The 14266-nt window shown below is 71.6% G+C and carries 13 protein-coding genes; 12 read left to right on the forward strand and 1 reads right to left on the reverse strand.

The genetic code is table 11. From position 1 onward, the window contains the following. Positions 1-200: 200 nt before the first annotated feature. Entirely contained in the window at positions 201-2003 is a 1803-nt protein-coding gene (locus tag ACILRF_RS09275; protein ID WP_395672175.1) for an ABC-F family ATP-binding cassette domain-containing protein, read from the reverse strand. Positions 2004-2092: 89 nt separating this feature from the next. Here ACILRF_RS09275 and ACILRF_RS09280 point away from each other — a divergent pair, with 89 nt between their 5' ends. The 12 genes from ACILRF_RS09280 to ACILRF_RS09335 all read left to right on the forward strand — a co-directional run bounded on the left by ACILRF_RS09280 (position 2093) and on the right by ACILRF_RS09335 (position 14137). Then, positions 2093-2554 carry a YcgN family cysteine cluster protein gene (locus ACILRF_RS09280; protein WP_395672152.1) on the forward strand — a complete coding sequence of 154 codons (462 nt, stop codon included), beginning with the start codon at positions 2093-2095 and terminating at the stop codon, positions 2552-2554. Between the two features lie 100 nt (positions 2555-2654). Then, positions 2655-3611, forward strand: coding sequence for a DnaJ C-terminal domain-containing protein (locus ACILRF_RS09285; protein WP_395672153.1), 957 nt, complete (start codon positions 2655-2657; stop codon positions 3609-3611). Positions 3612-3696: 85 nt separating this feature from the next. Then, positions 3697-3996 (forward strand): PepSY domain-containing protein, encoded by a 300-nt coding sequence (locus ACILRF_RS09290; RefSeq protein WP_395672155.1) that lies wholly within the window; start codon positions 3697-3699, stop codon positions 3994-3996. A gap of 33 nt (positions 3997-4029) precedes the next feature. Continuing rightward, on the forward strand, positions 4030-4719 hold the full coding sequence (locus tag ACILRF_RS09295; protein ID WP_395672157.1) for a response regulator transcription factor: 690 nt from the start codon (positions 4030-4032) through the stop codon (positions 4717-4719). 27 nt (positions 4720-4746) lie between these two features. Next, positions 4747-6129, forward strand: a complete 1383-nt coding sequence (locus ACILRF_RS09300) for a sensor histidine kinase (protein WP_395672159.1) — start codon at positions 4747-4749, stop codon at positions 6127-6129. An 88-nt stretch (positions 6130-6217) separates the two neighbouring features. Then, the gene (locus ACILRF_RS09305; protein WP_395672161.1) at positions 6218-7594 is read left to right on the forward strand and encodes a hypothetical protein; all 1377 of its coding nucleotides are present in this window, start codon (positions 6218-6220) and stop codon (positions 7592-7594) included. Between the two features lie 77 nt (positions 7595-7671). Beyond that, positions 7672-8757: a c-type cytochrome biogenesis protein CcmI gene (gene ccmI / locus ACILRF_RS09310; protein ID WP_395672163.1), complete on the forward strand. Its 1086-nt coding sequence runs from the start codon at positions 7672-7674 to the stop codon at positions 8755-8757. Beyond that, entirely contained in the window at positions 8754-9296 is a 543-nt protein-coding gene (gene ccmE / locus ACILRF_RS09315) for a cytochrome c maturation protein CcmE (protein WP_395672165.1), read from the forward strand. Before ccmI ends, ccmE begins: the two co-directional genes overlap by 4 nt. After that, positions 9293-11269 (forward strand): heme lyase CcmF/NrfE family subunit, encoded by a 1977-nt coding sequence (locus ACILRF_RS09320; protein WP_395672167.1) that lies wholly within the window; start codon positions 9293-9295, stop codon positions 11267-11269. Before ccmE ends, ACILRF_RS09320 begins: the two co-directional genes overlap by 4 nt. Then, positions 11266-11712 carry a cytochrome c-type biogenesis protein gene (locus tag ACILRF_RS09325; protein ID WP_395672169.1) on the forward strand — a complete coding sequence of 149 codons (447 nt, stop codon included), beginning with the start codon at positions 11266-11268 and terminating at the stop codon, positions 11710-11712. Before ACILRF_RS09320 ends, ACILRF_RS09325 begins: the two co-directional genes overlap by 4 nt. A gap of 156 nt (positions 11713-11868) precedes the next feature. Then, the gene (locus ACILRF_RS09330) at positions 11869-13437 is read left to right on the forward strand and encodes a Do family serine endopeptidase (protein ID WP_395672171.1); all 1569 of its coding nucleotides are present in this window, start codon (positions 11869-11871) and stop codon (positions 13435-13437) included. 28 nt (positions 13438-13465) lie between these two features. Further along, positions 13466-14137 carry a response regulator transcription factor gene (locus ACILRF_RS09335; protein WP_395672173.1) on the forward strand — a complete coding sequence of 224 codons (672 nt, stop codon included), beginning with the start codon at positions 13466-13468 and terminating at the stop codon, positions 14135-14137. The last annotated feature ends 129 nt before the right edge of the window (positions 14138-14266 follow it).

Below are 14266 nucleotides of genomic sequence, written 5' to 3' on the forward strand. Positions count from 1 at the left end.
TCCCGTCGCCGGTTCAGCTCCGCGCCGCAGTCCCTCTCGGCGACTTGACGGTGCGCCTGAACCGGCTATCACGCAAGCGCCCAAAGCCGCCCCAATGTGGGCGAACGCTCAAATCCATGTGAAGAATTTGTTAACCATCTGTGGATGGCGCGCGGATAGGTCAGAACGTTCAAAGTCTTAGGGTTTTCCACAGCGAACCGTCAGCGGCTCGTCTCCAGCGCCTCGCGGCGTTCTTCCAGGACCAGCCACTCTTCCTCGGCCGCCGCAAGTTGGCTTTGCGCTGCGTCGAGCGCCCGGCTGAAGCGGTCGAAAGCCGACGGGTCGCGGCCGTACAGATCCGGATCCGCCAGCCCCTGCTGCAGCACCGCGATCTTCTTCGGCAGGTCGGCCAGCAGGCCGTTCAGCTCCTCCAATCGACGCTGTTCCTTGAAGCTCAGCTTGGCGGCCGGGGCGGACGGCCGGGCCGGGGCGGGCGCGGCCTTCGGCGCGGGGCCGGCCGGCGCCTTGCGACCGAAGAAGCCCGGGTTCTGGCCGATGAAGTCCTGCCAGCCGCCCGGGGTCTCGACGACCTTGCCGTTCCCGTCGAGGCCGATCGTCGAGGTGGCCAGCCGGTCGATGAAGTCGCGGTCGTGGCTGACCAGGATCAAGGTGCCGTCATAGTCGGCCAGCAGGTCCTCGAGCAGGTCGAGGGTGTCCATGTCGAGGTCGTTGGTCGGCTCGTCCAGCACCAGCACGTTGGACGGCTGGGCCAGGGCCCGGGCGAGCAGCAGGCGGTTGCGTTCCCCGCCCGACAGGCTCCGCACCGGCTGGCGCAGCTGGTTTTCGTTGAACAGGAAGTCCTTGGCGTAGCCGGCGTAGTGCATCGGCCGGCCGCGGACCATCACCTGGTCGCCGCCGCCCGGCGTCAGCACCTCCTTCAGCGTCATCTCGGGGGTCAGCGCCGCGCGGGCCTGGTCGATGTAGGCGATCTCCAGGTTTGTCCCCAGCTTCACCTCGCCGGCGTCCGGCGCGACTTCGCCGAGCAGCAGCTTCACCAGCGTGGTCTTGCCCGCCCCGTTCGGCCCGACGATGGCCAGCCGGTCGCCGCGCAGGATGCGGGTCGAGAAGGTCTTGAGGATCGCCCGCTCGCCGAAGCTCTTCGAGACACCCTTGGCCTCCGCCACCCGCTGTCCCGACACCGCGCCGGAGGCGAGGCCCATGTTGAGGGTCCCCCGCGTCTCGCGCGCCGCCCGCGCCGCGCGCATCTCGTTCAGCCGCCGCAGCCGCCCCTCGTTGCGGGTCCGTCGGGCGGTGACGCCGCGCGCCAACCAGTGCATCTCGCGCTTGATGGTGACATCCAGCCGCCGCGCCTCTTCGGCCTCCTGCGCCTCGATCTTCTCGGCCCAGGCGTCGAAGCCGGCGAAGCCCTCGTCCAGCCGCCGCACCTGCCGGTGCTCCAGCCAGAAGCAGCGGCGCGTCACCCGTTCCAGGAAGGCGCGGTCGTGGCTGATGATCAGCACCGCGGCCCGGCTGGCGCCGATCTCGGCTTCGAGAGTCTCGATGGCCAGGATGTCGAGGTGGTTGGTCGGCTCGTCCAGCAACAGGACGTCGGCGTCCTCGGCGAAGGCGCGGGCCAGGGCTGCGCGACGGATCTCGCCGCCCGACAGGCCGGTCGCCGGCTTGCGCGGATCGAGGCCGAAGCCCTCCAGCGCCGCTTCCGCCCGGTGAGCCTCCGCACCGCCCGCCACCGCGTGGTCGAGCAGGGTGGCGCCGACGATTTGCGGCTCCTGGGGCACAAAGGCGATGCGCGTGCCGGGGGTGATCGTCCGCTCGCCGGAATCGGCCTGCGCCTCGCCGGCGATCACCCGCAGCAGGGTCGACTTGCCGGCCCCGTTGCGGCCGACCAGGCAGGCGCGCACCCGCGCCTCGAGCGCCAGGTCGACGCCGTCGAACAGCATCCGTGGGCCGTCGGCCAGCCGGACGTCCTTGAGGGCGAGGATAGGGGCTTTCATCGGGGGGCTCAGATAGAGCCTCGCGGCCGGACCGGAAAGCGCCATCCTTGCGGATAACACAGTATCGCCTCGGCCCGCGTGAGGGGTTAGGAAGCGCCCCCATGCCGCGTGAACCCTTCTGGCGACGCAAGACCCTCGAACAGATGACCGTAGCGGAGTGGGAAAGCCTCTGCGACGGTTGCGGGCTCTGCTGCCTGGTTCGTTTCGAAGACGAGGAGACGGGCGAGATCATCCCGACCCGGGTCCACTGCAAGCTATTCGACGCCCAGGCCTGCGCCTGCTCGAACTACCCCGACCGCCACAAGCACGTACCCGACTGCATCAAGCTGACGCCTCACAACATCGAGGCGCTGGAGTGGATGCCCAAGAGCTGCGCCTACCGCCGCCTCCACGAAGGCCGCGACCTCGCCGAATGGCATCCCCTGGTCAGCGGCGACCCAGCCAGCGTCCACGAGGCCGGCGTCTCCGTCCGCGGCCAGACGGTCAGCGAAACCGCGCTCCCCGATCCGGAAGACGCCCTCGACTTCGCCGCCTGGGACCTCGTCGACGAGCGCGGCCGCTAGTCCTGTTGCGAAATTGTCACAGCGGCACTTGATGGCGCTGACGGCCGGACCAATCTAGAAGCCGGAAGTTCTTCAAGAGACGAACGGCAGGAACACAGGTTTGGCGCGAGACCCCTATCAGGAGCTTGGCGTCACGCGCACCGCGAGCGCTGACGACATCCGCAAGGCGTTCCGCAAGCTCGCCAAGCAGAACCATCCTGACACCAATCCCGGCGACAAGGCGGCCGAGGAGCGCTTCAAGCGCGTCAGCGCCGCCTTCGACATCGTCGGCGACGCCGAGAAGCGCAAGAAATTCGACGCCGGCGAGATCGACGCGGACGGCCGCGAGACGGCGCGCGGCTATACCGGCGGCGCAGGGCCCTGGGGCCGGCAGCCCGGCGGCAATCCCTGGGGCGACGCTGGACCGGGCCGGCGCGGCTACCAGAGCGAGAGCTTCGAGGGCGCGGATCTGGGCGACATCCTCGGCGAGATGTTCGGCGGCGGCCGCACCGGCCGCGCCGGCGGGGCTGGCGGCGGCTTCGGCGGCTTCTCCCAACGCGGCTCTGACGTTCGGGCCAAGCTCGAGGTCGACCTGCTCGACGCCGTACGCGGCGGCAAACGACGGATCGCCTTTTCCGACGGCCGCACCATCGACGTGACCATCCCGAAGGGCGCCCAGGACGGCCAGACCCTGCGGCTGAAGGGGCAGGGGTCGCCCGGCCGCGCCGGGGCCGGCGACGCCTTCATCGAGCTGCGCATCCTGCCGCACCCGATCTTCCGCCGCGAAGGCGAGGTGCTGGTCATGGACCTGCCGGTCAGCGTCTACGACGCGGTGCTGGGCGGCAAGGTCGAAGCGCCCACCCCGGACGGCCCGGTCAACGTGACGGTGCCCAAGGGCTCCAACACCGGCACCCGCCTGCGCCTCAAGGGGCGCGGCCTGGCCGACGCCAAGGGCGTGCGCGGGGACCTCTTCGCCCGGCTGGTCGTTACCCTGCCCGATGTGGCCGATCCGGACCTTGAGGCGTTCGCCGAAACCTGGCGCCAGAAACGCCCCTACACGCCGCGCCGCCGGACCTGAACCGGCAGGCGTGACAGCTCAGCTGCGCCGGGACATAAGTCGTCCATTCAGCCTCGGTTCAGTCCGGGGCGGCGAAAAGGGCCGCATGAAACGTTTCCTGGTCATCGCGGCCTTGCTGACCGCCACCGCCGCGCCGGCGGTGAGCGCGGCGCAGCCGTCGCGCCATCAAGGCCAGGGTCAGGGGCAGGCCCAGGGCGTGCGCCAAGCGCCGCTTTCGCGCGTTCTTGAGATGATCGGCCAGCAGATGCCCGGCCGGCACCTGAACACCACCGTCGGCGACGCCGGCGGCCGGACCGCTTACTTCGTCCAGTGGCAGACGCCCGATGGCCGGGTGCGCGTCATCGTGGTCGACGCCCAGAGCGGCCGGATCGTCGGCCGCCAGTAGCGGCATAGAGAGCCTGGAAAGGGACGCCGAACCTTGCGCATCCTCCTCGTTGAAGACGATCCCGACCTCTCCCGTCAGCTGAAGTTGGCCCTGGCCGACGCCGGCTATGCGGTCGACCACGCTCCCGACGGCGAAGAGGCCCAGTATCTCGGCGAGACGGAACCCTACGACGCGGTCATCCTCGATCTTGGCCTGCCCAAGGTCGATGGCGTCTCGGTGCTCGAGCGCTGGCGGCGCGAGAACATGACGACGCCGGTGCTGATCCTCACTGCCCGCGGCGCCTGGAGCGAAAAGGTCGCCGGCTTCGACGCCGGGGCCGACGACTACCTGACCAAGCCGTTCCACACCGAGGAACTACTTGCCCGCCTGCGCGCCTTGCTGCGCCGCTCGGCCGGCCATGCGGCTCCGAACCTCGCCTGCGGCGGCCTGCGCCTCGACCCGCGCGCGGCCCGCGCCAGCGTCAACGGCGAGCCCCTGCGCCTGACCTCGCTGGAGTACCGGCTGCTGCACTATCTGATGATGCACCAGGGCCGGGTGATCAGCCGGACCGAACTCGTCGAGCACCTCTACGACCAGGACTTCGACCGCGACTCCAACACCATCGAGGTGTTCATCGGGCGGGTCCGCAAGAAGATCGGCGCCGACCGCATCGAGACGGTGCGCGGTCTCGGCTACCGCCTGTCCTGCCCGCCGGAAGAGGCCGGGCAGGGCGCCGGCGGTTGACGGCCGGTCCGTGAAGCTCCCGATCCCTTGAAAGTTCCGGGCGCGCTCAGCCGGCCCTCGCTCGCCCGCCGCCTCGTCCTGCTGGCGCTGGGCTGGAGCCTCGCGGCCCTGGTCATCGCCGCCGTCGTCCTGGCCCTGCTGTTCCGCCAGGCGGCCCTGCAGCGTGTCGACCAGACGCTCGGCGAGCTGATCGACAACCTGCTCTCCAACTCGACCGTGGAGCGCGGCCAGATCTTCGCCCCCGCCCTGACCGACGAGCGGGCCCTGCGCGCCTTTTCCGGCCGCTACTGGACGATCGCCACGCCGACCCCGGACGGCAAGGTCCGCCCGATCGTCCGTTCCTACTCGCTGTTCGATTCGCTGCTGCCGGCGCCTCCTGACCTCGTGGCCCGGTTCAAGGCCCGGCCCGGCCAGCCGGTCGCCTACGACACCGTCGGCCCCTTGGGCGAGCCGCTGCGCGCCCGCGCCGTCTACGCCGAGCTCGAAGGCACGGCGGTGATCTTCCTCGCCGCCGAGGAGCGCTCGACCATCGATCGGGCGGTGCGCAACTTCGTGGTCTGGACCGCCGGCGCTTTCGCGCTCTTGGGCGCGGGTCTGATCGCCGCCATCGTCATCCAGGTGCGGGTCGGCCTGCGGCCGGTGTTCGCCCTGCAGCGCGAGGTGGCGGCGGTGCGGCGCGGCAAGATCGAGCGCCTGCGCGATACCTACCCCACCGAGATCACCCCCCTGGCCGAGGAGCTGAACGCCCTGTTGGCCCACAATCAGGAGACGGTCGAGCGCCAGCGCACCCATGTCGGCAACCTTGCCCACGCGCTGAAGACGCCGATCTCCGTCATGCTCACCGAGGCCGCCCAGCGGCCTGGCCCACTGGCCGAGGTCGTCAGCCGTCAGGCCGAGACCATGCGCGGCCAGGTCGACCACCACTTGCGCCGCGCTCGCGCCGCCGCGCGCACGCAGGGGATGGGGGAGCGGACCTCCGTCCAGGAGGTGCTCGACGAACTGGCCCGCACCCTGGAGCGCATCTTCCAGGACAAGGGCGTCGAGATCGACTGGGACGCCGCCGACGACCTCTATTTTCAGGGCGAACGCCAGGACCTCCTCGAGATCGTCGGCAACCCGATGGAGAACGCCTGCAAGTGGGGCAAGAGCCGCGTCCGCGTCCGCGCCGAGGAGAAGGGCGAGGCCCGCCTCGTCCTCAGCATCGAGGACGACGGCCCCGGCCTGCCGCCGGAGGGCCGCGACGAGGTGCTGCGCCGCGGCGCCCGGCTCGACGAGACCGCCCCCGGCTCCGGTCTCGGCCTGTCCATCGTTGACGAACTGGCCCGCGCCTACGGCGGCGACGTGAAGCTTTCCGACTCCGCCCTGGGCGGCCTGAGGATGGTTATCGATCTGCCGCGCGCCGAAGCCTGATCGGAAATTTATCAACTTTCGGAAAACCTTAACCCGCGCCTCGGCAAGGTGGCGTGCTGCGGACCGCCGTCCGCATTGGAGCCCGTGCATGGCCGCTCTGTCCGAGCGCAAGATCGCCATAGTGAAGACCCTGGTCGCGGCCGCGCCGGACCGGGTGATCGGCGGCCTGCACAGCGCCCTGGCCGAAGCCGCCGGCGACACCGCCCTGGCCAGCGTCCGCCGCCTCGTCGAGCAGGAAGCCGCCGAGCGCAGCCTGCGCAACGTCGTCCTGCAGCCGATCGCCCCCCTGTGCATGGGCGCCGATTCCGACCCGATGGGCCTCGGCTTTCCGGCCATCGCCCTGGCCTATCTCTGGAAGGGCATCAAGGTCATCGATCCGCAAGGGGTGAAGGCCGCCGCCCAGGCGCTCTACGACTACCGTCCCGGCGAGAGCTCGCCCGCCGCCTTCGACGCCCTCGTCGCCCGCGCCGCCGAGGCCATCCGGGCCGGCGAGCCGCGCGAGTTCGCCGTCGTTCGCGACCTCTGCGAACAGCACCGCCCCGGCGGCGGCGAGCGGTTCCTGCTCTGCCTCGACCTCGCCCCCGTCGTGCGCTGGGCGACCGCCCGTCTGCCCCAGTGGACCAGCCACTTCGGCGAGGACACCACCGCCTCGGCGCGCCTCGCCTACCGCGACGCCTGCGCCATCGTCGACGACGCCGGCCCGACGTTCTTCGAGATGCTGGCCGCCCAACTTCCGCATCCGTGGATGGTCCTGCGGATCATCTCGGCGGTCATGGACCGCCCGACCGAGCGCTATCTGCGCGCCACCGAGCTTGGCGGCTTCCCCGAGCGGGTGATGAACGCCATCGACCAGGCCCTGCGCGACATCCAGAGCCTCGACGTCGACGGCGGCGAGGCCACCGCCGCGGCCGCCGCCAAGGTCGTCGAACTGGTCACCCTGCAGATCGCCGAGATCGAGACCTGCATCGACCTCGGCCGCGATCAGGGCTGGGGACAGCGCCTGCTGAAGCAGAAGAGCGCCCTGGCCGCCGTCGTCGAGGGCCGCATCCGCGAGGCGGAGAAATACGTCGGCCAGGCCTTGCCGATGCAGCCGGCCCGCCTGAAGCGCGTCCGCCGCATGCTGCCGCGCCACACGGTCTCGCCGGAGCCGCGCACGGTCGCCCGCGCCATCACCCTGCTCCACTTCGCCCAGGAGATCCGCTCCAGCGCCAACTACGGCGGCTTCGCCTCGGCCCGCGGCAAGATGCTGGAGAAGGTCGGCGACATGCTGGACCAGTACGTCGAGGAGACCCTCGACCTCATCAAGACCGGCGACTGCGAGAACGAGGACGTCGCCCGCGAGCACCTCGCCGTGGTCGTCGAGTTCAGTCGGCTGGTCCGCGACGAGAAGGCCGCCGACCTGGTTCGCCGCCGCTCGGCCGCCTGTCACGCCAACCCGCCGCGCGCCGCCGGCCTGGACGGCTGACTCCTCTCGCCCCCAGCCGTCGCCTCGACGGCTGACTCCTCTCGCCCATCACGGCGCTTTGAGCTAAACGCGAGCCCATGATCGCGTTCTGGGTGGTCGCCGGCGTCATCGCCGCCGCAGCCGCCGGTTTCATCCTCCTGCGCGCCGCCCGCGCCGCCTCCCCCGTCACCTCCGCCGGCGAGGGAGACGATCCGACCGCCGTCCTCTACCGCCGACAGCTGAACGAGATCGACGAGCTGGCCGACCGCGGCCTCCTTGCCGACGCCGAACGCCGCGCCGCCCATGCCGAGGCCGCCCGCCGCCTGCTCGCCGCCGCCGAGGCGCCGGGCCAGGCCTGGGACGCCGCCGCCGCCGCCCGCTACCCGGTGCTCGTCGCCGTCGGCCTCGCCACCGCCCTGGCGCTGGCGCTCTACCTCCTGCTCGGCTCGCCGGGCACGCCGAACCAGCCGTTCGCCCAGCGCCTCGCCGCCTGGAAGGCCAGCGACCTCACCACCCTGCAGCCAGCCGAGATCGCCGCCGTGCTCAACCGGCTGACGCGGGAGCGCAAGAACGATCCGGAGCTCTACCGCTTCCTGGCCATGGCCGAGGGCAGCGCCAACAACCCCGGCGGCGCGATCCGCGCCCTGCGCCGCGCCGTCGCCCTGGCGCCGGAGCGGGCCGACCTGTGGTCCCTGCTCGGCGAGGCCTACGCCTACCAGGCCGGCGACCTGACCGATGAGGCGCGCGCCGCCTTCGCCGAAGCCATCAAGCGCGACCCCAGGATCGTCGAGCCGCGGTTCTACCTGGCCCGCGCCAAGGTCCTGGCCGGCGACAAGACCGGCGTCGCCGAATGGCGCGCCATCCTCGCCGACGTCCCGCCGGGCGACGAGCGCGCCGAGCTCATCCGCCGCGCCATCGCCGAGGCCGAATCGATGCCTGAGGCCGCCGGCGCCGGCGGCGGCCAGATGGCGATGATCCGCGGCATGGTCGACGGCCTCGCCGCGCGGCTGAAGACCAACCCCGACGATCCCGAGGGCTGGGTGCGCCTGGTCCGCGCCTATGCGGTGCTCGGCGACACGCAAAGCCGCGACGCCACGCTCGCCCAGGCCCGGGCCCGCTACGGCCGCCAGCCCGAGATCCTGAACCAGCTCGCCGATGCCGCGCGAGCGGAGCCGATGCGATGAGCTTCCTGCCCAAATCCCCGAAGGCGCGCCGTCGCCTGACCCTGATCCTCGCCATCGCCCCGGTGCTGGCGCTCGCCGTCGGCCTGACCCTGTGGGGCCTGCGGGACTCGATCTCGTTCTTCTACACCCCGTCCCAGGCCGAGGCGGCCAAGCCGCCGCCCGGCCGCTCGATCCAGCTCGGCGGCCTCGTCGCCGCAGGCTCGGTGGTCAAGCATCCTGACGGGCGGGTGGAATTCACCGTCCAGGACCAGCAGGCCGCCGACAAGGTCGTCTTCCAGGGCGACCTGCCGGACCTGTTCCGCGAGGGCCAGGGCATCGTCGCCACCGGATCCTACCGCGCCGACGGCGTCTTCGAAGCCAAGCGCGTGCTCGCCAAGCACGACGAGCGCTACATGCCGCGCGAGGTCTCCAAGGCCCTGAAGGAACAGGGCGAATGGTACGGCGACGGCCAGGCGCCGAAGCACGCCGCGCCCGACGCCGGTTCGACCGACGCCGCCACAGCCGGAGGCGGCCGGCCCGCCGCGAGCCGCCCCCTATGATCGCCGAGATCGGCGCCTTCGCGCTCATCCTCGCCCTGACGCTGTCGCTGGCCCAGGTCGGCCTGTCGGCGGCGGCCCGGGTGCGTCGCTCCCTGGTGCTGGCCGCGGCCGGGGAGGGGGCGGCGGTGGTCGCCTTCCTCGGCGTGCTGGTCGCCTTCGCGGCGCTGATGCACGCCTTCGTCACCTCGGACTTCTCGGTCGCCAACGTCGCCGCCAACTCCCACAGCGACAAGCCGCTGCTCTATCGCGTCGCCGGGACCTGGGGCAGCCACGAAGGCTCCATGCTGCTCTGGTGCCTGACGCTGACCGGCTTCGGGGCCGCCGTGGCCGCGCTCGGCGGCGGCCTGCCGCGCGGCCTGCGCGCGGTCACCGTCGCGACCCAGGGGGCGCTGGGCGTCGTCTTCCTCGCCTACACCGCCTTCGCCTCGAACCCGCTCGTGCGGCTCAGCCCGGCGCCGGTCGAGGGCCGGTCGCTGAACCCGCTGCTGCAGGATCCGGCGCTCGCCTTCCATCCGCCGTTCCTCTACGCCGGCTACGTCGGCCTCTCGGTGGTCTTCTCGCTCGCCGTCGCCGCCCTTATCGAGGGCCGCATCGACGCCGCCTGGGCCCGCTGGGTGCGGCCCTGGGCGCTGGCCGCCTGGGCCATGCTGACCGTCGGCATCACCCTCGGCGCCTTCTGGGCCTACTACGAGCTCGGCTGGGGCGGCTGGTGGTTCTGGGATCCGGTCGAGAACGCCTCCTTCATGCCGTGGCTGGTGGCCGCCGCCCTGCTGCACTCGGCCATCGTCACCGAAAAGCGCGGGGCGCTGTCCGGCTGGACGGTGTTCCTGGCCCTGGCCGCCTTCACCTTCTCGATGCTCGGCGCCTTTCTGGTCCGCTCGGGGGTCCTGACCTCGGTGCACGCCTTCGCGGTCGACCCGACCCGCGGCGTCCTGCTGCTGATCATCCTCGGCGTCACCGCCGGCGCCGGCTTTGCCCTCTTCGCCTGGCGCGCGCCGCTGCTGGCGCCCGGCGGGGTCTTCGCGCCGATCAGCCGCGAGAGCACCCTGGTGCTCAACAACATCCTGCTGGCCGCCGCCACCGCCACCGTCCTGCTCGGCACCCTGTTCCCGCTGATCCGCGAGGCGGCGACCGGCGATGCGATCTCGGTCGGCCCGCCCTACTTCAACCTGACCTTCACGCCGCTGATGTCGGCCCTCATGATCCTGGTCCCGGCCGGCCCGCTGCTGGCCTGGAAACGCGGCGATCTGCGCGGGGTCCTGCAGCGCCTGTGGGTGGCCGCCCTCATCGCCGGCGGCGTGGCCCTCCTCACCCTGGTGCTGGTCAGCCCGCGCCACGGTTGGGGCGCGGCCGGCGTCGGCATGGGGGCCTGGCTGATCGTCGGCGCCCTGGCCGAGCTCGCCGAGCGGGTCCGCGCCTTCCGGGCTCCGGCGGCGGAGACCTGGCGGCGGCTGGTCGGCCTGCCGCTCGGCGCCTGGGGCATGACCCTGGCCCACCTCGGTCTCGGCGTCTTCGTGCTCGGCGCCGTCTTCGAGACCAGCTGGAAGGTCGAGGCGGCCGAGGCCCTGCCGGTCGGCGGCGCCCTCGACGCCGGCGCCTACCACGTCGCCCTCCAGGCGGTCCGCGACGTCGAGGGCCCCAACTACGACGCCGAACGCGCCGACCTCGTCGTCACCCGCAACGGCCGGCCGATCTGCACGCCCAAGCCGGAGCGCCGCTTCTATCCCGCCGGCGGCCAGACGACCTCAGAGGTCGGCATCTGCAACCAGGGCCTCAGCCACGTCTACGTCGTGCTCGGCGAGCGCCGCGCCGGTCCGGCTGGCGAGCCGGTCTGGCTCGTCCGCGGCTACTGGAATCCCTGGGCCAGCCTGATCTTCATCGGCCCGGCGATCATGGCGCTCGGCGGCCTCATCTCGCTCTGCGACCGGCGCCTGCGGCTCGGCGTCGCCCGACGCAAGGTCCAGCCGGCATGAAGCGCCTTCTCGTCGCCCTGGCCGCCGTCGCCTGCATGGCCGCCGCCTCCGACCCGGCCGAGCGCCTGCCCGACCCGGTGCAGGAGGCGAAGGCCCGCGAGATCTTCCGCGATGTCCGCTGCATGGTCTGCCAGAACGAGTCGATCGACGACTCCGACGCCGACCTCGCCCAGGACCTGCGCCGGCTGGTTCGCGAACAGGTCGCCGCCGGCCGCAGCGAGGCTCAGATCAAGGCCTACCTCACCGACCGCTACGGGGAGTTCGTTCTCCTGACGCCCAGCTTCTCGGCCGGCAACCTGGCGCTCTGGATCGGCCCGTTCCTGGTGCTACTGGTCGGCGGCGGCCTGCTGTTCGCCAGACTTCGGAACCGAACCCCGGACGCCGAGCTTTCGCAGGAAGAGGCGGACAAGCTGGCGCGGATCTCCCGCGACCAGGGCCTCTGACATCTTTGCGCCAAATATCCGACGCGAAGCCGAGCGGAGGGTGACCTAAACGTAACTTGAGGGGCGTTGCGCTTCGGTGCATCGCAATTACGTTGTTCGGACGGGCGACAGTGCCGGGGCCCGGACAAGGAAGCCCGCTTAGGGAAAACAAGGCTTATGACCTCGAAGAAGACGCGTTACCTCCTGGGCGCCGTGGCCGGCGCCGGTGTCATGGCCGCGGCCGTGGCAGGCGCTGGCATGCGCCTGCCCGCCGCCCAGGCCGAGCCGCAGCTCATCCGTGCGTCCACCGCCCCGATCTTTGCCCCGCCGCCGGGCGCGCCGATGTCCTACGCCGACATCTTCGAGCGCGTGTCGCCCGCCGTGGTGTCGATCAACGTGACCAGCCGCGCCAGCGCCGACGCGCTGCGCCGCGCCATCCCCGGCCTGCCGTTCCTGCTGCCGCAGCCGGACGACGAGGCGAACCCCGACGACCCGACCGCGCCGCCGCGCGGCGGCCAGACCGAGCGCGGCCAGCCGCGCCTGCCCAGCCAGCAGTCGTCCGGCTCAGGCTTCTTCATCTCCGCCGACGGCTACATCGTCACCAACAACCACGTGGTCGAGAACGCCGAGCGCATCACCGTCGTGATGAAGGACGAGACCGAGCTCGAAGCCGAGATCGTCGGCCGCGACGAAGGCACCGACCTCGCGGTGCTGAAGGTCAAGGGCGGCCGCGGCCCGTTCCCGTTCGTCAACTTCGAGGAAGCCGCCACGCCGCGCGTCGGGGACTGGGTGATCGCGGTCGGCAACCCGTTCGGCCTCGGCGGCACCGCCACCGCCGGCATCATCTCGGCCTATGGCCGGGATATCGGCGAGACCTTCGTCGACTACATCCAGATCGACGCGCCGATCAACCGGGGCAACTCGGGCGGCCCGACCTTCGACATCTACGGCCGGGTCATCGGCGTGAACACGGCGATCTTCTCGCCGTCGGGCGGCTCGGTCGGCATCGGCTTCGCCATTCCGGCCGACGTCGCCAACACGGTCACCAAGCAGCTGATCCGCGGCGGCCGCATCGAGCGTGGCTACATCGGCGCCAGCATTCAGAACTTCACCCGCGAGATGGCCGAGGCCACCGGCATGGGCGACCAGCGCGGCGCCATCGTCGCCGACCTCGTCGCCGGCGGTCCGGCCCAGCGCGCCGGCCTGCGGGTCGGCGACATCGTCGTCGGCATCAACGGCCAGAGCGTGAAGAGCTCGTCGGACCTCACCCGCCGCGTCGCCCAGGGGCGGCCTGGCGACGCCCTGCGCCTGGACGTCGTGCGCGACGGTCGCCGCCAGGTGGTCGAGATCCGCTCCGGGACCCGTCCGTCGGAACGCGAGCTCGCCTCCAACGACAACACCCCGGGCTCGCGGGTCCCGGGTGCGCCCGGCGCCCCGGCGCCCCAGGCCGCGCCGATCCTCGGCCTGGCGCTGACCCCGCTCGACGAGGCCTCGCGTCGCCAGCTCAACCTGCCGGCCGACGTTCGCGGCGCCCTCGTGGCCTCGGTCGACCAGTCCTCCGACGCCGCCGAAAAGGGGCTGCGTCGTGGCGACGTGATCGTCCGCGCCGGAGACCGGGCGGTGAGCGGCGCGGCGGATGTCGCGGCGGTCGTCGAGGCGGCGCGCAAGTCGGGCCGCACCAGCGTCCTGGTCGGCGTCTACCGCAGCGGTCGCACCTCCTTCCTGCCGCTCAAGCTTTCGCGGTAGGCTCCGCTCCGTACACGGGAGCGGAATCATGCGGATCCTGATCGTCGAGGACGACCTCGAGGCGGCCGAGGCCATGGAGCGCGGCCTGACCGAGGCCGGGCACGACTGCCGCCGCGCGGCTGACGGCGAGGAGGGCCTCGCCGCCGCCCGCGACGGCGAGTTCGACGTGATGATCGTCGACCGCATGATGCCGCGCATGGACGGCGTGACCCTGATCACCACCCTGCGCCGGGAAGGGGACCAGACGCCGGTCCTCTTCCTGTCGGCGCTCGGCGAGGTCGGCGACCGCGTCGCCGGCCTCCAGGCCGGCGGCGACGACTACCTCGTCAAGCCCTACGCCTTCGCCGAGCTGATCGCCCGGGTCGAGGCTCTGGCCCGCCGTCGCGAGACCGGCTCCGTCCAGACCCTGCTGCGGGTCGGCGACCTCGAGATGGACCTGATTGGGCGCCGCGTGCATCGCCAGGGCAAGGAGATCGACCTCCAGCCGCGCGAGTTCCAGCTGCTGGAGTTCATGATGCGTCACGCCGGCCAGTCGGTGACCCGCACCATGCTGCTGGAAAAGGTCTGGGAGTATCACTTCGACCCGCAGACCAACGTCATCGACGTCCACATCTCGCGCCTGCGCTCGAAGATCGACAAGGGCTTCGATCGTCCGATGCTCCAGACCGTCCGCGGCGCCGGTTACCGGCTGGACGCCTGACCTAAGGTGCGCCTGCCGCGCCTCCTGCGTACGACGCCGTTTCGGCTGACGCTGCTGTTCCTGGCCCTGTTCGCCGGCGCCGCCTCGGCGTTCCTGGCCTACATCTATGTGGCGACGGCGGGCGAGGCG

This window comes from Phenylobacterium sp., assembly GCF_044236515.1.
Classification (GTDB): Bacteria; Pseudomonadota; Alphaproteobacteria; order Caulobacterales; family Caulobacteraceae; genus Phenylobacterium.

Excerpts from the sequence above, each read along its gene's own strand:
- ACILRF_RS09320 (WP_395672167.1), top strand. The coding sequence starts at position 9,293 with ATGATCGCCGAGATCGGCGCCTTCGCGCTCATCCTCGCCCTGACGCTG.
- ccmE (WP_395672165.1), top strand. The coding sequence starts at position 8,754 with ATGAGCTTCCTGCCCAAATCCCCGAAGGCGCGCCGTCGCCTGACCCTG.
- ACILRF_RS09280 (WP_395672152.1), top strand. The coding sequence starts at position 2,093 with ATGCCGCGTGAACCCTTCTGGCGACGCAAGACCCTCGAACAGATGACC.
- ACILRF_RS09325 (WP_395672169.1), top strand. The coding sequence starts at position 11,266 with ATGAAGCGCCTTCTCGTCGCCCTGGCCGCCGTCGCCTGCATGGCCGCC.
- ACILRF_RS09330 (WP_395672171.1), top strand. The coding sequence starts at position 11,869 with ATGACCTCGAAGAAGACGCGTTACCTCCTGGGCGCCGTGGCCGGCGCC.
- ccmI (WP_395672163.1), top strand. The coding sequence starts at position 7,672 with ATGATCGCGTTCTGGGTGGTCGCCGGCGTCATCGCCGCCGCAGCCGCC.
- ACILRF_RS09335 (WP_395672173.1), top strand. The coding sequence starts at position 13,466 with ATGCGGATCCTGATCGTCGAGGACGACCTCGAGGCGGCCGAGGCCATG.
- ACILRF_RS09305 (WP_395672161.1), top strand. The coding sequence starts at position 6,218 with ATGGCCGCTCTGTCCGAGCGCAAGATCGCCATAGTGAAGACCCTGGTC.
- ACILRF_RS09290 (WP_395672155.1), top strand. The coding sequence starts at position 3,697 with ATGAAACGTTTCCTGGTCATCGCGGCCTTGCTGACCGCCACCGCCGCG.